Source organism: Streptomyces sp. NPDC046876 (genome assembly GCF_040645035.1).
Taxonomy (GTDB): Bacteria; Actinomycetota; Actinomycetes; order Streptomycetales; family Streptomycetaceae; genus Streptomyces.
Genome location: NZ_JBEYXK010000038.1, coordinates 23,387 through 48,628 on the forward strand (window position 1 = coordinate 23,387; position 25,242 = coordinate 48,628).

The 25,242-nt window shown below is 70.8% G+C and carries 20 protein-coding genes and 2 pseudogenes; 10 read left to right on the forward strand and 12 right to left on the reverse strand.

Features of this window, described 5'->3' with window-relative positions:
* Window positions 1–162: 162 nt before the first annotated feature.
* The 6 genes from ABZ924_RS20880 to ABZ924_RS20905 all read right to left on the reverse strand — a co-directional run bounded on the left by ABZ924_RS20880 (window position 163) and on the right by ABZ924_RS20905 (window position 4,376).
* A complete protein-coding gene (locus ABZ924_RS20880; protein WP_361911644.1) occupies window positions 163–1,557 on the reverse strand; it encodes an 8-oxoguanine deaminase in 1,395 nt (464 codons plus the stop codon).
* A gap of 197 nt (window positions 1,558–1,754) precedes the next feature.
* On the reverse strand, window positions 1,755–2,678 hold the full coding sequence (pucL, locus tag ABZ924_RS20885) for a factor-independent urate hydroxylase (protein WP_361911646.1): 924 nt from the start codon (window positions 2,676–2,678) through the stop codon (window positions 1,755–1,757).
* 6 nt (window positions 2,679–2,684) lie between these two features.
* Window positions 2,685–3,077: a hydroxyisourate hydrolase gene (uraH, locus tag ABZ924_RS20890; protein WP_361911648.1), complete on the reverse strand. Its 393-nt coding sequence runs from the start codon at window positions 3,075–3,077 to the stop codon at window positions 2,685–2,687.
* 8 nt (window positions 3,078–3,085) lie between these two features.
* Window positions 3,086–3,592, reverse strand: coding sequence for a 2-oxo-4-hydroxy-4-carboxy-5-ureidoimidazoline decarboxylase (uraD, locus tag ABZ924_RS20895; protein ID WP_361911651.1), 507 nt, complete (start codon window positions 3,590–3,592; stop codon window positions 3,086–3,088).
* Between the two features lie 152 nt (window positions 3,593–3,744).
* Window positions 3,745–4,128, reverse strand: coding sequence for a helix-turn-helix domain-containing protein (locus tag ABZ924_RS20900; protein ID WP_361911654.1), 384 nt, complete (start codon window positions 4,126–4,128; stop codon window positions 3,745–3,747).
* Window positions 4,125–4,376, reverse strand: coding sequence for a hypothetical protein (locus ABZ924_RS20905; RefSeq protein WP_361911657.1), 252 nt, complete (start codon window positions 4,374–4,376; stop codon window positions 4,125–4,127). Before ABZ924_RS20905 ends, ABZ924_RS20900 begins: the two co-directional genes overlap by 4 nt.
* A 124-nt stretch (window positions 4,377–4,500) precedes the next feature.
* Here ABZ924_RS20905 and ABZ924_RS20910 point away from each other — a divergent pair, with 124 nt between their 5' ends.
* The 3 genes from ABZ924_RS20910 to ABZ924_RS20920 all read left to right on the forward strand — a co-directional run bounded on the left by ABZ924_RS20910 (window position 4,501) and on the right by ABZ924_RS20920 (window position 7,969).
* Window positions 4,501–5,334, forward strand: a complete 834-nt coding sequence (locus ABZ924_RS20910) for a TIM barrel protein (RefSeq protein ID WP_361911660.1) — start codon at window positions 4,501–4,503, stop codon at window positions 5,332–5,334.
* 73 nt (window positions 5,335–5,407) lie between these two features.
* Window positions 5,408–6,307: a 2-hydroxy-3-oxopropionate reductase gene (locus ABZ924_RS20915; protein ID WP_361911662.1), complete on the forward strand. Its 900-nt coding sequence runs from the start codon at window positions 5,408–5,410 to the stop codon at window positions 6,305–6,307.
* 204 nt (window positions 6,308–6,511) lie between these two features.
* On the forward strand, window positions 6,512–7,969 hold the full coding sequence (locus ABZ924_RS20920; RefSeq protein WP_361911665.1) for a catalase: 1,458 nt from the start codon (window positions 6,512–6,514) through the stop codon (window positions 7,967–7,969).
* A 490-nt stretch (window positions 7,970–8,459) separates the two neighbouring features.
* On the opposite strand, the gene ABZ924_RS20925 is transcribed toward ABZ924_RS20920, so the two are convergent.
* The gene (locus ABZ924_RS20925; RefSeq protein WP_361911668.1) at window positions 8,460–9,884 is read right to left on the reverse strand and encodes an MFS transporter; all 1,425 of its coding nucleotides are present in this window, start codon (window positions 9,882–9,884) and stop codon (window positions 8,460–8,462) included.
* A 127-nt stretch (window positions 9,885–10,011) separates the two neighbouring features.
* Between ABZ924_RS20925 and ABZ924_RS20930 the strand changes: the two genes are divergently transcribed.
* The gene (locus tag ABZ924_RS20930) at window positions 10,012–10,734 is read left to right on the forward strand and encodes a TetR/AcrR family transcriptional regulator (protein ID WP_361911671.1); all 723 of its coding nucleotides are present in this window, start codon (window positions 10,012–10,014) and stop codon (window positions 10,732–10,734) included.
* Window positions 10,735–10,955: 221 nt separating this feature from the next.
* Here ABZ924_RS20930 and gcl read toward each other — a convergent pair whose 3' ends face one another.
* Window positions 10,956–12,743 (reverse strand): glyoxylate carboligase, encoded by a 1,788-nt coding sequence (gene gcl, locus ABZ924_RS20935; protein WP_361911674.1) that lies wholly within the window; start codon window positions 12,741–12,743, stop codon window positions 10,956–10,958.
* Between the two features lie 256 nt (window positions 12,744–12,999).
* On the opposite strand from gcl, the gene ABZ924_RS20940 reads away from it, so the two are divergent.
* Complete coding sequence (locus ABZ924_RS20940) at window positions 13,000–13,887, forward strand: hypothetical protein (RefSeq protein ID WP_361911677.1); 888 nt, start codon at window positions 13,000–13,002, stop codon at window positions 13,885–13,887.
* A gap of 141 nt (window positions 13,888–14,028) precedes the next feature.
* On the forward strand, window positions 14,029–14,517 hold the full coding sequence (locus tag ABZ924_RS20945; protein WP_361911680.1) for a glutathione peroxidase: 489 nt from the start codon (window positions 14,029–14,031) through the stop codon (window positions 14,515–14,517).
* A 96-nt stretch (window positions 14,518–14,613) separates the two neighbouring features.
* Here the strand turns inward: ABZ924_RS20945 and ABZ924_RS20950 are convergent, their stop codons facing one another.
* Window positions 14,614–16,299 (reverse strand): AMP-binding protein, encoded by a 1,686-nt coding sequence (locus ABZ924_RS20950; protein WP_361911683.1) that lies wholly within the window; start codon window positions 16,297–16,299, stop codon window positions 14,614–14,616.
* A 45-nt stretch (window positions 16,300–16,344) separates the two neighbouring features.
* A complete protein-coding gene (locus tag ABZ924_RS20955) occupies window positions 16,345–17,466 on the reverse strand; it encodes a winged helix DNA-binding domain-containing protein (protein ID WP_361911723.1) in 1,122 nt (373 codons plus the stop codon).
* A 389-nt stretch (window positions 17,467–17,855) separates the two neighbouring features.
* Here ABZ924_RS20955 and ABZ924_RS20960 point away from each other — a divergent pair, with 389 nt between their 5' ends.
* The 4 genes and pseudogenes from ABZ924_RS20960 to ABZ924_RS20975 all read left to right on the forward strand — a co-directional run.
* The gene (locus ABZ924_RS20960; protein WP_361911726.1) at window positions 17,856–18,521 is read left to right on the forward strand and encodes an erythromycin esterase family protein; all 666 of its coding nucleotides are present in this window, start codon (window positions 17,856–17,858) and stop codon (window positions 18,519–18,521) included.
* A pseudogene (locus ABZ924_RS20965) lies at window positions 18,515–19,074 on the forward strand (glycosyltransferase family 4 protein); the annotation flags it as partial. The gene ABZ924_RS20960 and the pseudogene ABZ924_RS20965, both read left to right, overlap by 7 nt.
* Before the next feature lie 88 nt (window positions 19,075–19,162).
* Window positions 19,163–20,215 (forward strand): serine hydrolase domain-containing protein, encoded by a 1,053-nt coding sequence (locus ABZ924_RS20970; RefSeq protein ID WP_361911686.1) that lies wholly within the window; start codon window positions 19,163–19,165, stop codon window positions 20,213–20,215.
* A gap of 685 nt (window positions 20,216–20,900) precedes the next feature.
* A pseudogene (locus ABZ924_RS20975) lies at window positions 20,901–21,041 on the forward strand (CorA family divalent cation transporter); the annotation flags it as partial.
* Window positions 21,042–21,144: 103 nt separating this feature from the next.
* On the opposite strand, the gene ABZ924_RS20980 reads toward ABZ924_RS20975, so the two are convergent.
* A complete protein-coding gene (locus ABZ924_RS20980) occupies window positions 21,145–24,117 on the reverse strand; it encodes an aminotransferase (protein WP_361911689.1) in 2,973 nt (990 codons plus the stop codon).
* 289 nt (window positions 24,118–24,406) lie between these two features.
* Entirely contained in the window at window positions 24,407–24,847 is a 441-nt protein-coding gene (locus tag ABZ924_RS20985) for an Lrp/AsnC family transcriptional regulator (protein WP_361911691.1), read from the reverse strand.
* Window positions 24,848–25,242: the final 395 nt, after the last annotated feature.

Genomic DNA, 25,242 nt, shown 5'->3' on the forward strand with positions numbered 1-25,242 from the left:
CGGTGAGGTGAGGCGGGTGACACGAGTCACCGCCCCCGGGGGCGCCGTCGGCTACCTCGGGCGCTTCCCGGGAACGGCTGCCGCGGACCCCGCTCGGGTCCGCGGCCACCGGCCGGGGGCCGTCCCCCCCGGCCGGATTCCTGGGGATGCCCCCCGGTGGGATCAGCCCTGCGCGGAGATCCGCGCCAGGCGCTGGGCCTCTTCCCGCGTGGAGCGGGCGATGGCGTCCTCGTCGGCGGTGAGCAGTCGGTTGTTCTCGACGATCTGCTTGCCGTTGACGAAGGAGGCGGTCACCGGGGCGGCCGCACCGAAGACCAGGGCCGTGACCGGGTCGGCGATGGAGGAGTGCAGGAACGTGCTGAGGTTCCACAGCACCAGGTCGGCGAGCTTGCCGACCTCCAGCGAGCCGATGTTGTCGGCGCGGCCGAGGACCTGCGCGCCGCCGTACGTGCCGAGGCGCAGCGACTGGCGGGCGTTGAGGGCGGCCTCGCGGTGGACCGGGTTCAGACGGTTGATCAGCAGCGCGTTGCGCAGCTCGGTGTGCAGCTCACCGGACTCGTTGGAGGCGGTGCCGTCCACGCCGAGGCCGACCGGGACGCCGGCGGCGAGCATGTCCGGGACGCGGGCGATGCCGGCGGCCAGGCGGGCGTTGGAGGACGGGCAGTGCGCCACACCGGTCTTGGTCCGGGCGAACGCGGCGATGTCGGAGTCGTTCATGTGGACGCTGTGCGCCATCCACACGTCCTCGCCCAGCCAGCCGGTCGACTCGAAGTAGTCGGTCGGGCCCATGCCGAAGAGCTCGTGGCAGAACTTCTCTTCCTCGACCGTCTCGCTGCCGTGCGTGTGCATGCGCACACCGAGGCGGCGGGCCAGCTCGGCACCCTGCTTGAGCAGCTCGGTGGAGACCGAGAAGGGGGAGCACGGGGCGACGGCGACCTGGGTCATCGCGTCGAAGGAGGCGTCGTGGAACTTCTTGATCGTCGCCTCGGTGTCGGCGAGGGCGCCCTCGAGGGTCTCGACGGCGTGGTCCGGCGGCAGGCCGCCGTCCTTCACGCTGCGGTCCATGGAGCCGCGCGCCAGGGTGAAGCGGACGCCCATCTCGGACGCGGCGCGGATGATCGAGCCGGAGAGGTCGCCGGCACCCTTGGGGTACACGTAGTGGTGGTCCATGGCGGTGGTGACACCGCCACGGGCCATCGCGGCCAGGGAGCCCTGGGCGGCGGAGTAGGCCATCTGCTCGTCGATGCGCGCCCAGGTCGGGTACAGCGCGACGAGCCAGTTGAAGAGGTTGTGGTCGGTGGCCAGGCCACGGGTGATCCACTGGTAGAAGTGGTGGTGGGTGTTGACCAGACCGGGGGTCACGAGGTGGCCGGTGCCGTCGATGCGGCGTACCACGTTCTCGAGGTTCTCGGGGGCGTTGCCCGCGCCGATGGCCTCGATCTTGTTGCCGGCGATGACGATGTGACCCGAGGCGTACTCGGTGTCGTTCGCGTCGACGGTCGCGATCGCACAGTTCTCGATGACGATGCGCTCGACCGCGCTGTCAGTGGCTGCCATGGGGCTTCCTCGTGCTTTCAGTGGCGGTGCGGGCACGGCAGGACCCAGGGGATTTGAGTGCCGAAACCGGGGGCCTGACAGCTGACAGTACTGCCGCCCCGTCTGATGCTCCGGGTGCCGAGTTTCAGGAAGTGAGCGTGTTGCGGGGGGACCGGGTCCCGGGGCCACTGCGGAGCCCCGGGACGCGGGTGCCGGCTCTAGAGGTTGGTCAGGTCCACCGGGATGCGCGCGTCGGCGCCGTCCCGCAGGATCGTGGCCTCGATCAGACCGTAGGGACGGTCCGCGGCGAAGTACACCTCGTTGTCGTTCTTCAGGCCGAAGGGCTCGAGGTCGACGAGGAAGTGGTGCTTGTTCGGGAGCGAGAAGCGGACCTCGTCGATCTCCGAACGGTGGTTGATGATGCGCGAGCCCATCTGGTACAGGGTCTGCTGCAGCGACAGGGAGTAGGTCTCCGCGAAGGCCTCGAGCATGTGCTTCTTGGTGAGCTCGTAGGACTTCTCCCAGTTGGGCATCCGCTGCTCGTCGTCGGTCCAGTTGAACCGCCAGCGGCCCGACACCTGGGTGGCCAGGATGCGGTCGTACGCCTCCTGCAGGGTCGTGTACTTGTCCTTCACGTAGCCCCAGAACTCCGAGTTGGTGGAGTTCATGACGATCAGGTCCTTGAGGCCGGAGATGACCTCCCAGTTCTGGCCGTCGTACGTGATCTGGGTGACGCGGGTCTCCTGGCCCTTGCGGACGAAGGAGTGCTTGACCTCGTCGGCGCCGATGAACTTGGAGTTGGCGTCGGAGGTCTGGATCCGCTCCCAGGCGTACTCCTCGATCCGGATGCGCGCGCGCTGGATCGGCTCCTGGCTGCCTACGAACCAGCGGGCCAGGTGGATGCCGAACTGCTCGGCGGACTCGATCCCGTACTCCTTGGCGAAGGCGTACACCGTGTTCTTGGTGGTGTCCGTCGGGAGGACGTTCGCGTTCGAGCCGGAGTAGTGGACGTCGTCCATGTCGCCGGAGAGGGCGACCGAGACGTTCAGGTCCTTGATGTGGTGGGTGTCGCCGTCCCGCGTGATCTTGACGACGCGGTTCTCTGCTTTGCCGTACTGGTTCTGGCCGAGAATCGTGGGCATGGTCTGCTAGCTCCCTCGGTAAACGGAGTAGCCGAACGGGTTGAGCAGCAGCGGTACGTGGTAGTGCTCGCCCGGGTTGACCGCGAACGTGATGGTCACCTCGGGGAAAAACGCACCGCTGTCCCTTACGCGGGGGGCGTCCTGCTGCGCCTCGGCGGCTTGCTTCTTGGCGAAGTACGCCTCGGTCTCGAAGTCGAGGCGTACGTGGGTGGTGCCCTCCGGCAGTGCCGGCAGGTCCTTGCAACGCCCGTCGGCGTCGGTGGCGGAGCCGCCCAGGGCGGTCCACTCGGCGTCGAAGCCGCTGCGGGCTGCGAGCGAGATGACGACGCCCTCGGCGGGGCGGCCGATGCTGGTGTCCAGGATGTGCGTGGACACCGAGGCCGTGGTCTCAGTGCTCATGGGACGTTTCACTCTCCTTCGGCGAGTCGGGTCAGACGGATCCGGTTGATCTTGACGAGCTCTCCGCGGGCGATCTCCCGCTCGACCTCGGCGGTGTTCTGGATCCGGACCTTGACCGCGTCCCGCATCTGCTCACCGGTCGCACCGGTGGCGCAGATCAGGAAGACGTGGCCGAACTTCTCCTGGTAGGCCAGGTTCAGTTCGAGCAGTTCGGCCTTGAGCTCTTCGGAGGCCCCGGCCATGCCCCGCTGCTCGCGGGCGGAGGTCGGGTCTCCCGGCTTCGGCCGGCCGATCGGCGGGTGGCCCGCCATCGCCTCCTCCAGGTCCGCCGCGGTGAGCTCCGCCATGGCGGCGTCGCTCGCGGCGAACAGGGCGTCGGCGCTGGTGTACGGGCGCTGGGCGAGCAGCTTGCTGCCCCATGCCGAACTGGCGCACACCTCGTGCAGCTCGGCCGTGGCCGCTGCATCGTCCAAGGTGTTGAACCGGGTAAGCCCCGGGGTCGGACTCGAAGTCACGGGAAGCCTCCGTGGCCTGATTGCTTTGACGGGCTGCGCATAGCTAACGCCCTGGACAACACGGCGTCAACACTTTGTTGAAACTTCCCGTACACAAAAGCCGCCGTCCGGTTGATTCGGGCGGCGGCTCGTGACCGTGGGTGAAGCCTGAATCACCCTTGGTGGTTTTTGTTGGGGTTTTCCCTGTTCAAGTAGTTGTAGACGGTGAAGCGGCTTACGCCGAGGGCGCCGGCGACGGTCTCGACGCCGTGGCGCACGGAGAAGGCGCCGCGCGCCTCCAGTATCCGTACGACGTCCTGCTTCGCCTTGCGGTCCAGCTGGGACAACGGTACGCCGTGGCGGCGCTCCAAGGCGGCCAGGATGTGGTCCAGCGACTCGCCCAGCTGCGGCAGGCGCACCGCGACCACGTCCCGCCCCTCCCAGGCGAGCACCACGTCGTCGCGCTGGGCCTGCGCGGGATCCATCAGCACCCCGCCCATCGCGTCGACGAGCGGCTTGACCGCCGCGACGAACGGGTGGTCGCGAGGCTCGGTCATTCGATGCCCTCCCTGATCACGTTCACCTGCAGGGAGACGCGGGTGGCCCCGGCCTGCAGCGAGTCGCGCAGCAGCGCGGACACCGCCTCGATCACCGCGCCGGCCTCGCCCTCGGCGGTGTTGCCGAACGGGCCGACGTCGACCGCGTCCAGTTCCGCCTTCTGGATGACCTCGCGAGCGGCCACGGCATGGGCGGGCGCCTCTTCGAGGTCGAAGGGCTCGGTCGTGAACTCCACTCTCAATCGCACCCGGTCAAGCTACCCCGAGGTACGGAAAAACCGGCAGCCCCCACTTGACATCCACACGCAGGCCCATGCAGTCTTCCATCAAGCAGAAAGAAACTTCCGCAATACGGAAGGAGCGCCGCCCCTCATGGGATACACGGACCAGCGCTTCGATGTGAACCTTTCGATCCTCTTCACGGAACTCCCGCTCCTGGAGCGCCCCGCGGCCGCCGCCGCGGCGGGCTTCACCGCGGTCGAGCTGTGGTGGCCCTGGATCGAGACCCCCACCCCGGCTCAGGAGGAGCTCGACGCCCTCAAGAAGGCTCTCGAGGACGCGGGCACCCAGCTGGTGGGCCTGAACTTCTACGCCGGCCAGCTCCCCGGGCCGGACCGCGGCGCGGTCTCCGTACCCGGTGAGGAGTCGGACCGCTTCCGCGCCAACATCGACATCGCGGCGGACTTCGCCGCGTCGGTCGGCTGCAAGGCGCTCAACGCGCTCTACGGCAACCGCGTCGAGGGTGTGGACCCGGCCGTCCAGGACGAGCTCGCCCTGGAGAACCTGGTCATCGCGGCCCGCGCCGCGGACCGGGTCGGTGCGATCCTGCTGATCGAGACCCTGAACAAGCCCGAGTCGCCGCTCTACCCGCTGGTGAGCGCCCCGTCCGCGATCGAGGTCGTGGACAAGGTGAACGAGGCGACCGGTCTGGGGAACGCCAAGTTCCTGCTCGACCTGTACCACCTGGCGATGAACGATGAGGACCTCTCCGAGGTCATCGAAAAGTACGCCGCCAAGACCGGCCACGTCCAGATCGCGGACAAGCCGGGCCGGGGTGCCCCGGGCACGGGTGAGCTGCCCCTCGAGGACCTCCTCGACCAGCTCAAGAAGGCCGGCTACCAGGGCTTTGTCGGCCTCGAGTACAAGGCCGCCGACGCCGCCGCGTCCTTCGACTGGCTGCCGGCCGAGGCCCGCGCCGCGAAGTAGGGGGCGAAGTCCGGGCTTTCCTCCGGACGCCCCCGTCACTTTTCGTACATAGCTTTAAGAGAAGGACCTCATCATGAGCAACCCCACTGCGCTCCCGTCGATTGCGTGGATCGGTCTCGGCATCATGGGCTCCCCCATGTCCGAGAACCTCCTGAAGGCCGGCTACTCCGTCACCGGCTTCACCCTGGAGCAGGACAAGCTGGACCGCCTGGCCGCCGCCGGCGGTACCGCTGCCGGCTCGATCGCCGAGGCCGTCAAGGACGCCGACGTCATCATCACGATGGTGCCCGCCTCCCCGCAGGTCGAGGCCATCAACTACGGCCCGAACGGCATCCTCGAGAACGCCAAGTCCGGCGCGCTGATCATCGACATGTCGTCGATCACCCCGCAGACCTCCATCGACCTGGCGAAGAACGCCGCCGAGAAGGGCATCCGCGTCATCGACGCCCCGGTGTCCGGCGGCGAGGCCGGCGCCATCGAGGCCGTCCTGTCGATCATGGTGGGTGGCGAGCAGGCCGACTTCGACGCGGCCCTGCCGATCCTCGAAGCCCTCGGCAAGGTCATCGTCCTGTGCGGCCCGCACGGCTCCGGCCAGACGGTGAAGGCCGCCAACCAGCTCATCGTCGCGGTGAACATCCAGGCGTGCGCCGAGGCCGTCGTCTTCCTCGAGAAGTCCGGCGTGAACCTCGAGGCCGCCCTCGACGTCCTCAACGGCGGTCTGGCCGGCTCCACGGTCCTGACCCGCAAGAAGGACAACTTCCTGAACCGCGACTTCAAGCCCGGTTTCCGCATCGACCTGCACCACAAGGACATGGGCATCGTCACCGACGCCGCCCGCAACGTCGGTGCCGCCCTCCCGGTCGGCGCGGTCGTCGCCCAGCTGGTCGCCTCGCTGCGCGCCCAGGGTGACGGCGGCCTGGACCACTCCGCCCTGCTGCGCGCCGTCGAGCGCCTCTCGGGCTCCCAGGTCTGAGACCTGGCTCCCCCGCGGGGGACCTGAGTTTCCGGATGGTGCCGGTGCTGACACCTGTCCTGTCGCGCCCAAGCGCCGGCACCGTCCGGATCACCTCCATCTTTGTTCAACAAACTGTTGACGTTGCCTTCAGCCGAAATCTAGGCTGTGTTCCGCATGACGGAAGACGCTTTCCGTCAGCAGTTACCCGTACGGAAGGTCACCATGTCGAAGCGCACGCTGACGACCGAGTCCGGCGCCCCGGTCGCCGACAACCAGAACTCCGCCACCGCCGGCGTCGGTGGCCCGCTCCTGATCCAGGACCAGCAGCTCCTCGAGAAGCTCGCCCGCTTCAACCGTGAGCGCATCCCGGAGCGTGTGGTGCACGCGCGCGGCTCGGCTGCGTACGGCTACTTCGAGGTGACCGACGACGTCACCGCCTACACCAGCGCCGCGTTCCTGAACACGGTCGGCAAGAAGACCGAGACCTTCCTGCGGTTCTCCACCGTCGCGGACTCCCTCGGCGGCGCGGACGCGGTCCGCGACCCGCGCGGCTTCGCGCTGAAGTTCTACACCGAAGAGGGCAACTACGACCTCGTCGGCAACAACACCCCGGTGTTCTTCATCAAGGACCCGATCAAGTTCCCCGACTTCATCCACTCCCAGAAGCGCGACCCCTTCACGGGCAAGCAGGAGCCGGACAACGTCTGGGACTTCTGGGCGCACGCCCCCGAGGCGACGCACCAGATCACCTGGCTGATGGGTGACCGCGGCATACCGGCGTCCTACCGCCACATGAACGGCTACGGTTCGCACACCTACCAGTGGACGAACGAGCAGGGCGAGGCCTTCTTCGTCAAGTACCACTTCAAGACGAACCAGGGCATCCGCTGCCTGTCCTCCGAGCAGGGCGCCGAGCTCGCGGGCAAGGACCCGAACTCGCACCAGACCGACCTGCTCCAGGCCATCGAGCGCGGTGTGAACCCGTCCTGGACCCTCTACGTCCAGATCATGCCGGCCGCCGAGGCCGCGGACTACCGCTTCAACCCGTTCGACCTCACCAAGGTGTGGCCGCACAGCGACTACCCGCTGCAGCGCGTGGGCCGCCTGGTCCTCGACCGCAACCCGGACAACGTCTTCGCCGAGGTCGAGCAGTCCGCCTTCTCCCCGAACAACTTCGTCCCGGGCATCACCGCCTCGCCGGACAAGATGCTCCAGGGCCGCCTGTTCGCGTACGCCGACGCCCAGCGCTACCGCCTCGGTGTGAACCACACCCAGCTGCCGGTCAACGCGCCGAAGGCGACCGTGGCGGACAACTACGGCCGCGACGGCCTCATGGCCACCCGCAACGGGTCGCGGACCGACAAGAACTACGAGCCCAACTCGTACCAGGGTCCGGCCGAGACCGGCCTGGCGCTCGGTGCCCCGAAGGCCGTCTCCGGCTACACCGGCACCCACGCCGCCCCGACCCACACCAAGGACGACGACTTCTTCCAGGCCGGTGAGCTCTACCGCCTGATGTCGGAGGCCGAGAAGGAGCGTCTGGTGGCGAACATCGCCGGCGGTCTGTCGCAGGTCTCCCGCGAGGACGTCATCGAGAAGAACCTGGCTCACTTCCACGCCGCGGACGCCGACTACGGCAAGCGCGTCGAGGAGGCCGTGCGCGCGCTGCGCGAGGGCTGAGCCGAAGAGCCGCACCGGGAGCCTGGCGGGAGGTCGGGCTCCGGGTGCCGCCCGGACTGCGTACCCGGATGAGGGGTGGTGCGCAGCGAGGGCAGACTGCGCCAGTCCATGCGGCTGGCGCCGCGTGAGGACCGTGGCGGGCGTGCGAGCCAGTGCGGTGGTAATGGGTTCCGAGGCCCGTCTCTTGACCTGAGGGAGACGAAGCCGAAGTTCCCGTCGCCGTCCGCCACGGTCCCGGCCAAACCTTCCCTGCTCTCCAGGGGCCACGCACAGGGTCCCCTGTGGAGCAGGGCAGAACCTCGGATCTCCCACACACTCCGCCCGGCGGTGCGAACGTCCTGTCGCGCCAGCCTCGCTCCGTCGGGCGGTAACACCCAAAGCGCCGAGTCACGGACGGTCCCGTGACTCGGCGCTTTGTCGTGCCCGCGTCCATACGTGGTCCGTGCCGCGTCTCCGTACGTGTCCGTACGGGGTCACTGCCGGCGTTCCGTCAGGCGCGCGCCTGACGGGGCAGCCGTACGGAGAGCAGCAGCGCAGCGGCCAGCAGGCCGGCCGTGACCAGGGCAGTACCCGCGAGCGCGGCGGAGGCGGTGCGGCCGTGGTCGGTGAAGGCCGACCACACCGTCACGAGCAGGGCCGCGCCCACCGCATTGGCCAGCTGCTGCACGGCGTTGAGCACGCCGGACGCCGAGCCCACCTCCGCATCGTCCACCCCCGCCAGGATGACGTCGAACAGCGGAGGGATCACCAGCCCCATGCCGAGTCCGGTGACCAGGGTCCCGGGTACCAGCCGCCAGCCGTCGTGGACCCCGCCGGCCGCACCCGCCACGACGGCCAGCACCGCCAGGCCCGCAGCGGTCAGGGCGATGCCCGCCTGGATCACCGCCCGGCCGTGGCGGCGGGCGAGCGACCCGGCCGGGCCCGCGGTCACGGCGATGCCCAGGGCGACCGGGGCGATGGCGTAGCCGGCGCCCTGCGGGGAGAGGCCCAGCGGGCCTTGGAGGAACAGGGACAGAACGAGCGTCAGGCCGGTGAACGCGGCGAAGAAGACCACGGCGACCAGGATCCCTCCGGTGTAGGCGCGGTTGGCCAGCAGGCCCGGCGCCACCAGCGGGGACGGCCGCCGCGTCTGGAGCCGGGCGAACAACAGGAAGCCGGCGGGACCGGCGGCGAGCAGGGCGAGCGCCCAGAGGGGCCAGCCCAGCTCCCGGCCCTGGACGAGCGGGTAGACCAGCGCCCCGGAAGCCACCCCCGCCAGTAGCATGCTCGGCACGTCGAGCCGCAGCCCGGGGTCGGGCGCCCCGCCCGGTATCCAGCGCAGGGCGCCTGCCAGGGCCGCCAGGCCGAGGGGCAGGTTGACGAGGAACACCATCCGCCAGCCGGTGCCGAACAGGTCCGCCCCGGTCAGCAGCCCGCCGGCCACCGGACCGCCGACCGCGCACAGGCCCATGACCGGGCCGAAGAGTCCGAAGGCCTTGGCCAGTTCGGCCTGGGGGAAGGCCTCCTTGACGATGCCGAAGCCCTGGGGCAGCAGCAGGGCGCCGCACGCGCCCTGGAGGGCGCGTGCGGCGATCAGAGTGCCCGGGCCGGGCGCCAGCGCGCACAGGACGGAGGCGAGGGTGAATCCGCTGGCGCCGAGGAGGAAGAGCCGGCGCCGCCCGTACCGGTCCCCGAGCCGCCCGGCGGTGATCAGCAGGACGGCGAAGGGCAGGGTGTAGCCGGCCTGGAGCCACTGGGCGACCTCGCGGCCACCGCCGAGGTCCGCGGCGATGGCGGGGGCGGCGACCCCCGTGACGGTGGCGTCCAGGAGGTCCATCACCTCGGCGAGGAGCACGACGGCGAGGACGGCCCAACGGCGGCGGTACGGGCCTGCTTTCGGGACCGCGGGTTCGGGACGCAATGCGAGACGGGACACGGAGACACTCCTGGGGTGGCTGTACAGGGCGGTGAACGACCGCGTGCGACAGAGACGAACGAACGCCGTTCGTCACGAACAACGTTCGCTACGAACACCGTTCGCTGTCAAGTGCTAGCCTGGTGCCATGCCGACGCCGCCTCCCCGCCGCCCCAGCACCCGCACCCGCCCCGCGAAGCCCGCGCTCAGCGAACGGGCCGTGGTGGACGCGGGCCTTCGGGTCCTGCGCCGCGAGGGCCTGGACGCGGTGACCATGCGCAAGGTGGCGGCCGAACTGGACACCGGCCCCGCGTCCTTGTACGTCTACGTCGCCCAGCGCGAGGAGCTGCTGCGGCTGATGCTCGACGCGGTGGTGGCGACCGTACCGCTGCCGGAACTGCCCGCCGATCCGCCCGGCAACTGGCGCGAGGTCCTGGCGGGCCTGATCACCGATGTGATCCACGCCCTCAACGCCCACCCGGGCATCGGCCGGGTCTCGCTCGGCTCGATCCCGGCCGGCCCGGCCTGGCTCGACCTCTTCGACCGGATCCTCGGGCTGCTGCTGGCGGGCGGGATCGACCGGCAACGGGCCGCGTGGGGCTGCGACCTGATCGCCCTTCACATCGGCGCGGTGACCTACGAGGTCTCCGTCGCGGCCCCGGAGGCCGGGGACGGCGCCGGCGCCCTGCAGGGCGCCCTGGAGCACCGCCATGCCCGGGCCTCCCTCGAGGAGCGGCTCGCCGGACTCGACCCGGCGCGCCATCCGCACCTCGCCTCCAGCACGGCGGAGCTGGCCTCCGGCCCGGCCGCGAGCCGCCTCGCGCTCGGCATCGAGGTCCTGATCAGCGGTCTTGCGGCGGAGTGCCGTTAGCCGCATCGGCCGGACTGCATCCGGGTGCGTCCGCGATCAAGCCGCAGCGGGCACAGGGGGCACAGGGGCCGGCCACCCCGCCCGCGGAAGGCCCGGCCGCGGAAGGCCCCTGACGCGAACGGCCCCCGTCCCTCCGTTCGTGCGGAGGGACGGGGGCCGTCGTATGAGCCGGTCCGGCGATGTCAGGGCTGCCGGGCCGGCCCGGTCTTCGGACCCGCGGGTCAGACCTTCAGGGCCTTGATCGCGGTCGGGGCGTGGCCCGGCTGGGTGGCGAGCTCCTCGAACTCGGTGACGTCGCTCATGTCGACCGTCTTGCTCATGGCGATGTTGGTGACGCGCTCCAGGATGGCCTCGACGACGACCGGGACCTGGAACTCCTGCGCCAGCTTCTTGGCCTCTTCGAAGGCCTCGCCCAGCTTCTCCGGGTCGGTGACGCGGATGGCCTTGACGCCCAGGCCCTCGGCGACCTTGACGTGGTCGACGCCGTAGACGCCGATCTCCGGGGTGTTGATGTTCTCGAACTCGAGGTTGACCTCGAAGTTGATGCCGAGGCCGCCCTGCGCCTGGCGGATCAGGCCGAGGTAGGCGTTGTTCACGAGGACGTGGACGTAGGGGACCTTGTGCTGGGCGGCGACCGCCAGCTCCTCGATCATGAACTGGAAGTCGTAGTCGCCGGACAGGGCGACGACCGGGACGTCCGGCTGCGCGGTGGCGGCACCGATGGCGGCCGGGATGGTCCAGCCGAGCGGGCCGGCCTGGCCGCAGTTGACCCAGTGGCGCGGCTTGTAGACGTGCAGGAACTGCGCGGCGGCGATCTGGGAGAGGCCGATGGTGGTGACGTAGCGGGTCTCCGGGCCGAACGCCTTGTTCATCTCCTCGTAGACGCGCTGCGGCTTCATCGGGATGTTCTCGAAGTGCGTACGGCGCTGCAGGGTGGCCTTGCGCTCCTGCGCGGAGGCGGCCCAGGCGGAGAAGTCCGGCAGCTTGCCCGCGGCCTTGAGCTCCTTGGCGATCTCGATGAAGAGCTCCAGGGCGACCTTGGCGTCGGAGGCGATGCCGTAGTCGGGGGCGAAGATCTTGCCGAGCTGGGTGGGCTCGATGTCGACGTGGACGAACTTGCGGCCCTTGGTGTACGCGTCCAGGTTGTAGCCCGTGTGACGGTTGGCCCAGCGGTTGCCGATGCCGAGGACGAAGTCCGACTCGAGGAACGTCGCGTTGCCGTAGCGGTGCGCGGTCTGGACGCCGACCATGCCGGCTGCCAGCTCGTGGTCGTCCGGGATGGTGCCCCAGCCCATGAGGGTGGAGATGACCGGGATGCCCGTGAGCTCGGCGAACTCGACCAGCAGGTCGGAGGCGTCGGCGTTGATGATGCCGCCGCCGGCGACGATCAGCGGGCGCTCCGACTCCAGCAGGAAGCTCAGGGCCTTCTCGGCCTGGGCGCGGCTCGCGGACGGCTTGTAGACCGGCAGCGGCTCGTACGTCTCGGGGTCGAACTCGATCTCGGTCAGCTGGACGTCGATCGGCAGGTCGATGAGGACCGGGCCGGGACGGCCGGAGCGCATCAGGTGGAAGGCCTGCTGGAAGACGCCGGGAACCTGCGCGGCCTCCAGAACGGTCGTGGCCGCCTTGGTGACCGGCTTGGCGATCGTGGCGATGTCGACGGCCTGGAAGTCCTCCTTGTGGAGCTTCGAGACCGGGGCCTGGCCGGTGATGCACAGGATCGGGATCGAGTCGGCGATCGCGGAGTACAGGCCGGTGATCATGTCGGTGCCGGCGGGGCCGGACGTACCGATGCAGACACCGATGTTGCCCGCCTGGGCACGGGTGTAGCCCTCGGCCATGTGCGAGGCGCCCTCGACGTGACGGGCGAGGGTGTGGTTGATGCCGCCCACGTTCTTGAGCTCTCGGTAGAACGGGTTGATCGCAGCGCCGGGCACGCCGAACGCTTGCGAAACACCCTCGCGCTTGAGGATCTCAACGGCGGCGGCTGCGGCTGTCATACGAGGCATCGAGGTCTCCTGCAGGTCTGGCGTCAGACTGTTTCCGTAATCCGGAAGTTTTGTTCTGCTATACGGAACAAGCTAAAGGCCGAGTCCTCGCACGTCAAGGCGGTGGGACACCCCGGAACGCACCAAAAGCCGCGTCTCGCTCAAGCGACTTGTACGAAAGACCGGGACCGGGCCGAAAATCGCGGGCTCGGTCGCCCCGGCGGTCGCAGGTGGTGGAGCATGGACCCACGCACAGCGACGAGGGGGTCGAGCTCTGATGGCGGATGCGGTACCGGTGCGCTGCCCGGCGTGCCTGCGGGAGAACGGCTACACCGCCCCGGTCTTCCCCTGCTCCTGCGGCAGCCCGGCCGCGCTGCCGCTGGACCTGACGGCGCCGCCCGTGCCGCTGACGCACCGCACCTGGTCGGACGCGTGGGTGGCGGTGCGGTGCGGGGCGTGCGGGGAGGTGAGCGAGTGGCCGCATCCGGAGCTGGGCTGCGGCTCGTGCGGGACGGTGGTGCGGATCCCGGTCCACCCGGTGGCTCCGGCGGATCCGGGCACGGGTGCGGCCCCCACCTCGGAGGCCCCTCAGCCCCCGGCACCCGCGCCGGAGTCCGCCGCACCCGACCCGGCACCCGCGCACCCCGGGGACACGACAGCCTCCGGGACCACGACAAACTCCGGGGCCTCGGCAGCCCCCGGGGACACGGCAGCCTCTGGGGCCTCGGCAGCATCCGCGGACACCGCAGCCTCAGGGAACACCGCCACCCCTGCCCTCCGGCCGGCCTTCCGCCCCGTCACCATCCGCACGGCCCGCGACGCCGTGGCCACAGCCGCGCTGTACCTGCGGTGGCTCGGCTTCCAGGACGTCCGCCAACCCGACGGCCGACCCATCCCCTCGGCGGCGGTGGACCTGCGGGCCCCCGGCCTCGTCGCCCAGGTGGACCCCACCACGGCCCCGGCCGGGCTCCGCGCGGTGGAGTGCGTCTGGCTGAACGGCCTCACGGCCTCGGCGACGAGCGTCTACTTCGCCCTCGCGGGCTACACCCAGGAGGCCCGCTCCCGCGCGGACGACCTCGGCATACCACTGTTCGTCATGGACCTCACGGGCATGCCCCAACCCCTGAACGACCCGGCGGACGCCCTCCTCGACACGGGCGCGTAGACGACCGCCCGGCCGCCGCCGGCCCGGCGCCGGCCCGGGGTCGGGTCCCGTTCGGTTCCGTTCGGGCAGGACGTAGGCTTCGGAGGCGATAGCCGCTGGTTGCAGCCTGCGCGGCCTGCCCTTTCTGCCGAGGAGAGCCCGATGAGCCTGTACGACATCCCGCTGACCACCCTGTCCGACGAGCCCACGAGCCTCGCGGCCCACAAGGGCAAGGTGATCCTGCTGGTGAACACCGCCTCGCAGTGCGGGCTCACCCCGCAGTACTCGGGGCTCGCCCGGCTGCAGTTCGCGTACGAGGCGAAGGGCTTCACCGTCATCGGTGTGCCGTGCAACCAGTTCGGCGGGCAGGAGCCCGGCACCGCCGAGGACATCCAGACGTTCTGCGCGGCCGGCTTCGGCGTGACGTTCCCGATGCTGGAGAAGTCCGAGGTCAACGGCGAGAACCGGCACCCGCTCTACCGCGAGCTGGTCAAGACCCCGGACGCGGACGGCGAGGCCGGCGACATCCAGTGGAACTTCGAGAAGTTCCTGATCTCCCCCGCCGGCGAGGTCGTCGCCCGCTTCCGTCCGCGGACCGAGCCCGAGGCCCCCGAGGTCATCGCCGCGATCGAGGCGCTCCTGCCCGCCTGACGGGCACATGCATGCGGGGCGGGCTGACCGCGCAGTCAGCCCGCCCCGGCGGGGACCGTGCAGTCAGCCCGCCCCCGCGCGGCCGCGGCCGGACGCTCAGCCCAGCTCGGCCTCGTCGTACTCCGCCCCCGAGCCTGCCTCGGTCAGCTCCCTCAGCTCCACCCGGCGGATCTTCCCGGACACCGTCTTAGGCAGCTCCGCGAACTCGATCCGCCGGATCCGCTTGTACGGGGACAGCACCGCCCGGGAGTGCGCGAACAGCGCCCGGGCCGTCTCCGGCCCGGGTTCCCAGCCCGCCGCGAGCGCCACGTACGCCTTCGGCACCGCCAGCCGCAGCGGATCCGGCGCGGGCACGACCGCGGCCTCCGCGACCGCCTCGTGCTCCAGCAGCGCGCTCTCCAGCTCGAACGGGCTGATCTTGTAGTCCGAGGCCTTGAACACGTCGTCGGCCCGACCCACGTACGTGAGGTAGCCGTCGGCATCGCGCGAGGCGATGTCCCCGGTGCGGTACAGCCCGTCGGCCATCGCCTCGGCGGTGCGCTCCTCGTCGTCCCGGTAGCCGGTCATCACCCCGGCGGGCCGCGGACCGAGGTCCACGCACAGCTCGCCCTCGTCCGGGGAGACCTTGCCCGTGACCGGGTCGAGCAGCACGATCTCGTACCCGGGCGCGGGCCGCCCCATGGAGCCGGGCTTCACCGCGGCCCCGGGGAAGTTCCCGACCTGGAGGGTGGTCTCGGTCTGGCCGAAGCCGTCGCGGATGGTGACGCCCCAGGCCTCGCGCACCTTCTCGATGACCTCCGGGTTGAGCGGCTCGCCGGCGGCGACGCACTCGCGCGGCGGGGCCTGGAGCTTGCCCAGGTCGGACTGGATCAGCATCCGCCACACGGTGGGCGGGGCGCAGAAGGTGGTCACGCCGTGCCGGTCCATCTCGGCCATCAGCCGCTCGGCGTCGAAGCGGGTGTAGTTGTACACGAAGACGGTGGCCCCGGCGTTCCACGGCGCGAAGAGGTTGGACCAGGCGTGCTTGGCCCAGCCGGGCGAGGCGATGTTGAGGTGGACGTCGCCGGGGCGCAGCCCGAGCCAGTACATGGTGGAGAGGTGCCCGATGGGGTACGAGGCGTGCGTGTGCTCGACGAGCTTGGGGCGGGCGGTGGTGCCGGAGGTGAAGTACAGCATCAGCGGGTCGGTGGCGAGGGTCTCGCCGTCCGGGGTGAAGGCGGGGTCGGCCTCGTACAGGTCGGCGAGCCGCCGCCAGCCGGTGGGTACGTCGGCCCCCGCGGCGATCCGCGTATAGGTGCCGGGCACCTCGGCGAACTTGGCGGTGTCCTCGGTGCGGGCGATGACGTGCCGCACCCGGCCCCGTTCGACGCGGTCGCGCAGGTCGGCGGGGCCGAGCAGCGGGGTGGCGGGGATGACCACGGCCCGCAGCTTGATCGCGGCGAGCATCACCTCCCACAGCTCGCGCTGGTTGCCGAGCATCACCAGGATCCGGTCGCCCGCCGCGACGCCCTGGGCGCGCAGCCAGTTGGCGGCCGACCCCGACCGGGCGGCGAGGTTGGCGAAGGAGACGCCCTCGCTGCTGCCGTCCTCCTCGACGATGCGCAGCGCCTCGGCGGTGCGGGGGGAGCGGTCGGCAAGGCGGTCGAACCAGTCGAGCGCCCAGTTGAAGCGCTCGGGGCGGGGCCAGGTGAAGCCGGCGCGGGCGGCGTCGTAGTCCCGGCCGTGCGCGAGCAGGAAGTCGCGGGCGTCCAGGAAGGTGTCGGTGGCGCTGTTCTCCGTCATGGGAGGCATGGTGCCGTGCGCCGCGTACGCCCCACCAGAGCGGCGTCAGCCGTGGATTGACCCGAAGCGCACGGAACCCCTGCCTTCGGCTGCCATCCCGGCGATCAACCGCTCCCCCTCGTCGACGACGAGCTCCTTCACGGCGTCCGTGACAGGTCCGAAGAGCTCCACGGTGAGCACCCCGTCCTCCCCCAACCGCCACAGCCCGCCGAGGAACCCGTCCACGAGGAGGGTGCAGTACGCCTGGTTCCCGGACCAGGCCCGCCCTTTGAGCTCGGCCGGGACCACACGGGTCCGGTCGGCATGCGACAGCAGGAGGTTGTCGAACTCAGGCAGGAAACGGGGCGGTGCCGGCGTGTCCGCGTCGGGCCGGGGCGCGTCGGGCAGATCGAACAGCTCGACGCCATTCCCCCCTCGGAAGACGGCCAACTGCGGCCGCAGCCGCTCGAAGGCCTCCCGCAGCCGGGTGAGCCCGGCCCAGACCTGCATGTCCTTCACCGAGGCAGGCCCGAAGGCCCCGAGATACCGCAACACGAGCCCGTCCACCCGCGCGCCCGACTCCCCGTCCTCAGCCGCGTCCGGAACCCATGCCTCCAGGGTGGTCAACCGCACTTGCCCGCTGCGCCCCCACACCCCGCGCGGCGTCACCTGCACGAGCGGCAGCAGGCAGCGCGCGGCGACGGACAGGGCCTGCGGGTCGGCGCCGGGCCACTCCCGTTGCAGCTCCGCACGGATCTCGGCCATGGTGCGCGGCTCCGCCTCGACGAACGCGCGGGCCCGCTCGGCGAGCCGATCGAGCTCCACCCCCACGAGCCCCTTGCGGAAGTGGCCGACCTCCCGGTCCCGGGCCCCCTGGACGAGCGACCGCAGGGTGAACGCGTCGCGGGCGGTGTGGGTGTGCAGGGTGGAGCGCATGGTGACCATCCGGACCACCCGGCGCGACTCCATCAGCCCGGCGAGCTCGGCGGGCCGAAACCCGGCAAGCCGCGCGTGCAGCTGGAAGTACGGCGGCTTCACGTTCTGCGCCTGCAGCCCGAGCAGATGCTCAACGGCATCCGAGGCGGACATCTCAGCGCGCCCCAGCAACAACTGCCGAGCAAGCGTGGCCCGGTTCAACGACCGGACATCAAGTACGGGATGCGTCGCCCTGGAGATCCTGGAAGCCATGAAGTCAACGTAACGCCCATTGCGGACGGCCACTGTCCGCAACCACGCACAGCGGTAACCAAAGGGCCGAGGAAAGCCGCACGCCCCGGAACATCGCCGCCCAGCTGGCCGAATGCGAACGGGCGGGGGTGGAGGAAGTTGTCGTCAACGTCGCGGGAGTGTATTCCGAGCATGGCCGACAGGGCGCCGTACGGGACCTCCAGGAGATCCTCGCGGCCTGCCGGAAGGCGACGAACTGACCCATGAACGGGTGCGAGAGAACGGGGCACGTCCACGTGCCGCCCTTCCGCACGTGGGGAGGAGAGGCAAGACGGTGCCGGACGTTCTTCCGGCTGAAGCACCGCATCCTGGAGTTCCTGGTCCGCGAGGAGGGGTTCACCACCCTCGCCATGGAGGCCAGCCAATCCGCCGCCCGCGCGCTCGACGCGTATGTCCGGTACGGCACTGGCGACCCCATACGGCTCGTCGCCCGGCTGGGCTTCTGGACCTGGCGCACCCGCGAGATGGTCGACCTCGTCAAGTGGCTGCGCACCCACAACCGCACCCTGCCCGAAGAGCGCCGGATCCGCTTCGCGGGAATCGACCCCCAGCTCTGCGCCGACTCGATCGAGGCCGTTTCCGCCCTTCTGCGCCGGACGGCGCCCGATCAGGCGGGGCAGGTCCGCGCCTTGGACGTACTGGCCCGGGCCCGCCCAGCCTCGCTTCCGGACCCGGACAAGGCCCTGGTGCGGCGCGCCGAGGAAATCGCCCGCCTCGTCGCGGACCACGTGGAACGGTCGGGTCCCGGCGACGACGCCGACGAGGCCTTGCAACACGCGCGGATCCTGGTCCGCGCCGCCGACCTGGTGACCCGGCCCTTCGAAGCCTCGGCCGGCGAGGACGGCGTGCTCGCCGCGCGTGACCGCTACATGGCCGAGGCCGTCGCACGGCTCGTGGACGACGACCCCCAGGCGCGCGTCATGGTCTGGGCACACAACGGGCACATCGCGAAGGGCACGTACGGGGAACGGGTGCCGGTGCTCGGCAGCAGACTCCGCGAACGGTATAGCTCCTGACCGCTCCCCCACCCCGCCCCGCACGACGCCGCACCAACCACCTGCGCGTCCTCTTCGCAGGCCGCGTGAGCTCCGAGAAGGGATCGAACCCCTCCTCCAAGCCGTCGCGGCCACACCCTCCTTCGAACTGAGCGTCGCCGCGCCCCGGTCCCAGTTCCAGGACCTCGTACCGGTCATCCGCCAGCACGGCGTCCACGTCCGCTACCTCGGCTGGTTCCGCCGACGGCAGCTGTGGAGGGTCTTCGCCGACCACGACGTCCTGGCCGTGCCCTCCACCACCCTGGAGGCCATGGGCCTCGTCGCCCTCGAAGCCCAGGCCTGTGGCCTCCCCGTCCTCTACCAACCCGTCCCCGGCCTCACCGAGGCCCTCGCCGGCACCGGCATGGCCACCGACTTCACCACCCCGGCCACCGCGGCCCACGACCTCAACCGCCTCCGCACCACACCGGGCCTGCTCGAACTGCTCCGCGCGGCCGGCCGTACCAACGCCGCCCGCTTCCCCCTCAGCGCCACCGCCTCGGCCATAACCGAACTCGGCCGACGGCTCACCTGACACCACCCGTGGCGCAGTCGGGCCGACCCCGGGCACGTCACTAGGCTGGCCAGCGGACCACCCGCGGCCGTACGACGATCGGGAGACCATGACCACGCCCTCCACCGCCCGTATCGAAGACCTCCTCCAGACCGGCGTGCGCGAGGAGGTCTACCCCGGCGCGGTGTGGGCTGTCGGGGACGCCGACGGCATCCGCGCGAGCGGAGCCGTCGGCCTCCTCGACCCCGACCGGCCCGACGAGCCCATGCAGCTGGACACCGTCTTCGACGTAGCCAGCCTCACCAAGATCCTCGCCGTCTGGTCCACGATCGGCACGCTCTCCGAAAAGGGCAAACTCGACCTCCACGCCCCTCTGGGCACCTTCTGGGACGAGGTCGTCGGCCACCCCCTGGCCCGGGCCACGGCCCACCACCTCCTGACCCACACCGCGGGCCTGCCCCTGCGCGCAAACCTGAAGAACCTCTATGGCACCGACCCCCAGGACATCCGCGACGGCGTCCTCCACGAAGCCCTCCACCGCCCACCGGGCGAGGCCGTCGAGTACACCGACCGGGCCGCCCTCGTCCTCGGCTACCTCGCCGAACACCTCTCGGGCCAGCCGCTGGACCGGCTCGCCACCGACCGCGTCTGGCACCCCCTGGGCATGACCCGCACCCGCTTCGGCCCCCTCCCCGCCCCCGAAGCTGCCCGCTGCGCCCCCACCGAGTACGACGAAACCACCGGCACCCACCTCAAGGGCACCGCCCACGACTTCTCCGCCCGCCTCCTCGGCGGCGTCTGCGGCATCGCCGGCACCTTCTCCGTCCTCGACGACCTCGCCCTCTTCCTCCGCCACATGTTCGCCCCCACCAAGGCCGCCTTCGGCGCGCCCTGGATCAAGGACTCCCTCCGCCTCCAGACTGGCCCCCTCACCCCCGCCCGCGGCCTCTTCTGGCACCCCGCCCCCGGCACCGACCCCGCCGAGGACATCTGGGTCCACTACGGCTTTACCGGCACGGCCATGTGGATCAGCCCGGCCCAGGGCCGCTGGGCCGTCCTCCTCACCAACAAGCTCCGCTACAACCGCGACCGCGAACCTCTGACGCAGATCCGCAACGCCTTCCGTCTCGCCGCATTCGCGATGGCTGTTCCGAGGCTCTGAGCCTGACTGCAACCGCGTCCGCGTGGAGGCTCTCACGGGCTTGACAGAGGACCTGTTCGATCATGTCCGAGACGGCAGGTCGAGCAGTCCCGCCATAAGGCCGCAAGCTCCACGCCTCTTACCTGAGCAGCCATTGGGACGCAGAGCGACACGAGCGCTCTACCGCATCCGACCGGCAGCAGCTACGTACAGCGCCCAACTCCTGGGCGACCCACGCTGCAGTCAGCCATCAGGGAAACACCGGCTCGAAGGCCACGGCAAGCTCCTGCTGAGGCACCAGGTAGTCGATCGCCACCAACGTGGTGTCGCCGCTGAGTGTGCATGGCTTACGCAGGCGTCAGCTCGCCGAGGGCCTCTTGTAGGGATTCGCTCCTGAGAGGGGTGGCCGCCGCCAGCTTCTGCAGGTCCTCGCCGGTCAAATACCTGTAGCTCTGCGGTGGATGGAACGGGCCGGAAGCCCTGAGAGCGGCCAGAGGAACCGGCACCTCGAAAGTAACCGGCTCCTCTAGCGAGAGGCCACTGGCTCGGGTCGCACCGCTCATGTAGTCGTCGTACTCTCGACGGCTGATGCCAGCGCTCGTGCGGCTGGCGGTCCAAACCTCACGCGGGCTGGCCACCTGCACCGAGGAGATCCTCGCCATGCCGACGATGGCCATGGTCGGCGCGGTCGCATAGAGGAGTACGGCTGGTGGGCACGATCTACGGCATGAACTTCGAGGTGATGCCGGAACTCCACTGGGTGTGCGGCTATCCCTTCGCGATCCTCCTCATGGCCGTCGTCTGCACCAGCCTGTACGTCATCTTCAAGAAGCGGGACTGGTTGTAACAGCCAGATCCTGCCTGGCAGGAATCCGCAGCGCCGCAGACCGGCCGCGTCTCGTCTGATGAGTGAGCCGCCCACCGGGGGCGGCCCCGGAGGGCGTGACGGGTCATGCGGTTCCGCGGTGCCCGAGTTCGGCCAGGGCCTGGTCGAGGGTGTGGGTGAAGAAATCGACGGCGGGCTCGTCGATGCACAGCGGGGGCTTGATCTTGAGGATGTTGAGGTGGTCGCCGGTGGGCTGGACGATGACGCCGAGGTCCAGCATCCGGTCGCAGAGCTCGGCGGTCTCCTCGGTGGCGGGTTCCAGGGTGGTGCGGTCGCGGACCAGTTCCAGGCCGAGGTAGAGGCCGGAGCCGTGGACGGCACCGATGATCGGGTGGTGGGCGGCGAGGGCCTGGAGGGCAGACTTGAGGCGGCCGCCGGTGCGGGTGGCGTTGCCCTGGAGGTCTTCGTCGCGCAGGACGTCGAGGACAGTGAGGCCGGCCATGCTGGAGACGGGGCTGCCGCCGGTGGAGGAGAAGAAGTAGCCCTGGTCGCGGTAGCGGTCGGCGATGGCGCGGCTGGTGATGACGGCGCCGAGGGGGTGGCCGTTGCCCATGGCCTTGGCCACGCACACGATGTCGGGGACGGCCTGCTGCTGTTCGAAGCCCCAGAACCAGTGGCCCAGGCGGCCGTAGCCGACCTGGATCTCGTCGGCGACGGCCAGGCCGCCGTGCCTGCGTACGGCGGCGTACACCTGCCGGAGGTAGCCGTCGGGGAGGGCGACGCCGCCCGCGTTTCCGTAGTAGGACTCGCTGAGGAAAGCGCCGGCGGGGCGGCCGGAGGCGGCCAGGTCGTCGATGACCCGGACGGCCTCCGGGGCGTAGGAGGCGGCCTGTTCGCCGCGGTGGCGGCCCCGGTAGGAATTGGGCGAGTCGACGGTGTGGACCCAACCGGGGCGGGTGGCCAGGGCGTTGGGGTTGTCCTGGAGGGAGGTGGAGACGGCGTCGGAGGCGTACGTCCAGCCGTGGTACGCCTCTCGGAGGGCGACGACGTCGTGCTGTCCGGTGGCGCCGATGGCGAGGCGGATGCCCAGGTCGACCGCCTCGGAGCCGGAGTTCACCAGGAAGACCGTGTCGAGGGGGTCGGGCAGGAGCGCGGCGAGGCGTTCGGTGAACTCCACGACGGCGGAGTAGTGGAAGCGGGAGTTGGTGTTGAGGCGGCGGAGTTGCCGGGAGACGGCCTGCTCGACGCGCGGGTGGGCGTGGCCGAGCGGGGTGACGTTGTTGACCATGTCCAGGTATGACCGGGCGTCGGCGGAGGTCATGTGGTGGCGCCAACCGCGTTCCATGCGGGGCGGGTTGTCGTAGTAGTGCTCCTGGACGGTCGCGAAGGCGGCCTCTCGGCGGGCGAGGAGGTCCGGCTGCGGCGTGGCGGCGGATACCGGCAGGCCGAGCAGCGGGGCGGGATCGGCCGTGAGGGCGAGCCAGCCGGGGGCGTACTCGGGCCGGACCAGCGGCGGGACAGCCGGTACGGCCTGCTCCTGGAGCGAGACGTGGAACCGGGCGCCCGCCGGGAGGAGTGCCAGCGGGTCACCGGCACATACCGGTGTGTCGGCGGCGGGGGCCGGCCGGACGGTGTCGGGGAAGGAGAGGTGCAGGGCGTACGGGCCGCAGGTGACGGCCAGGTGACCGGGGGCCGCCGCCAGTACCCGGCCGTCGTGCGGTGCGTTCAGTCCGGCGGGTTCGCCCAGCCATACGTCGATGCCGGTGGCGACGGTCGCCGGTGAGGTGGCGGACAGGGCGGGGGCGGCGGTGAGCCGGGCCCTGCCGTACGCGGTGGCGACGGCGGTGGCGCCCTCGGCGAGGAGGGCGGCGGCGAGGCGGTCGTCGGCCGTCCGGTCCAGCCAGGTGCCGTGGTCCATGGCGTCGGACTCGGCGGACAGGTCGAGGACGGCGATGGAGGCGGGATCGAGGGCGGGCACCAGGGGGCGGGCGGGTGCGGGAGCGGGGCTCCGGGTGGGGACCGGCCCGAGGGTCTCGGTGATCAGGCGGGTCATGACCGCCCCCGGGACGGCCGTGGCCTGTTCGAAGATGCGCCACTCGCGGTCGAGGGCGGCGTTGACGTAGGCGTTGTCGCCGTCGACGGCGGCCTGCTGACGTCCGCTGACCACCAGGGTCGCGGCGCGGAGCACGACCAGCGGCCACAGGGCGGCCGCCTCGTCGGCGGACAGCGGGCGGGTCTCGTGGAAGGCGCGGACCGCGGGCAGGACGTGGTGCGGCTCCATGCCGTCGTGGTGGAGCATCGAGGACAGGGGTATCGCGAGCTCGCACACCGCCCAGGTGTCCGTGAGGTCGCCGAAGTCGATGATGCCGTCAGGCAGGGGCAGCGGGCTGTCGGGCGAACGGACGAGGTTGTCGTCGGTGAGGTCCAGGTGTACGGCCTGGCGCGGGAGCCGGTCGGCGACCTCCAGCAGCGCGGCCCACGCCTCCGCGGCCGCGGAGCGTACGGCGGTACGCCGGTCCGTCTCGGTGACGTGCTCCAGGAGCTGTTCGACGACGCGCTCGGCGTGGCGGGGGTCCCATTGCAGTACGCGGTCCAGCCCGGGGTGCCGGAAGCCGCTCAGGGTGGTGCTGACCTGGCCGGCGATGCGGCCCATGGCGGCGACCGTGCGGGGCGCGAGGTGGCGCGGCCCCGAAAGCGTCCCGCCGGGCAGGTGCCGGAGCAGCCGGGCGGTGACGGGACCGCTGTCGGTGCCCACGGAGGCCGCCCTGCGGTTGCCCTCGGCGTCACGCAGGACGGTCGCCAGCCGCAGCCCGGGCTGCGCGTCGGCGATCAGGTCGGCGGCGGCGTCCTGGGCGTCGATCTCGGTCCCGGTGAAGGCCGGGTTCGCGATCTTCAGCACAGCCGTCGGTGATCCGTCGCCGTGGATCAGGAGGAAGTTGGCGTCCTGCTGGCTGCCCAGCGACTCGGCGCGTACGTCGAGCCCGAAGTGCTCGGCGGCGATCCGCCGCGCCTGGTCGGCCGTGACGCGCGGGGCGGGCAGGGCCTGGCGGGTGAAGAAGTCGACGGTGCGGGAACGGGGCTGGTGGTCGTACGTCATGCCGGGACCTCGGGTGCTCGGGGTGGGGGAGGAATGGGTGCGCGCCTACGGGGGGAAGTGGCGGCTGCGGGGGCCGTGCGCATGCAGAGCCGACCCGTCCCGGGGGGCGCGGGCGGGCAGGAAGGCGGCACGGATGACACCGCCGGCCCGCAGTGGACGGGGGACGTCGCGGGGTGGCGGGAGCGCTCCGGGCCCGGGGATTGCAGGCCGGGGGGCCGGATGGCGGGGCGGCGGCAGGCGGGGGCCGGGGTGGTCACACCGCCGGCCGTCCGGCCCCGGGGGGCCGTGCTCAGTCGACGTCCCAGAGGAAGCGGTGGGTGTGGATCCCGAAGTACGGGAAGTTCTCCACCGCCGCGACGCCCTCGATGGGGCGTACGACGTCGTTGACGAAGTCCAGCAGGTCGTGCGGACGACGGCAGACGACCTCCGCGAAGAGATCGAAGGTGCCGGAGGTGAGAACTGCGTAGACGATCTCGTCGTGGCGCGAGAGCTCGTCGGCCACGGCGCGCGGATCGCCGTCCACGCGGAGGCCGAGCATGGCCATGGTCTGGCCGCCCATGGCCATGGGGTCGGTGACCCCGACCACCTGTACCACCTTGGCGTCGATCAGCCGCTGGAGCCGCTGGCGGGCCGCCGAGGGCGACAGCCCGACCTTGGGCCCGAGATCGGCGTACGGGATCCGTCCATCCGCCTGGAGCTCGCGCAGGATCGCCCTGTCGATGTCGTCCATGACCCATTACCTCCTGTACGGAACCAGCAAAGCATCCGCCCGATTCAGGCGCAAGAGTCACATTGAACAATCGATTCCACATCCACAACAGCGGAATCGATTGCCCCTGCTCTCCGTGAGGGCCCACCCCGCCCGTTGGTACGATGCGTAACCCCGCCCTCCCCCGGGCCGCCTCCTGGCCGGTGGCCCGCCGACCTGCGGAGGCAGCCTCGGCTGGGGAGCGGCTGGGGAGAATGAAGCCCCGCTGGGGAGCGGCCGGGGAGAATCAGTCGCATCGATCGCCAGAACGCTGAAAGATCCTGAAAGGTGGATCGCCGCAGGCCGGGCCCCCATCCAGGCGATTTCCGCAGGTCAGCAGGGTGAGGGTGACGACTTCAAGAAGATCTCCTCCTGGG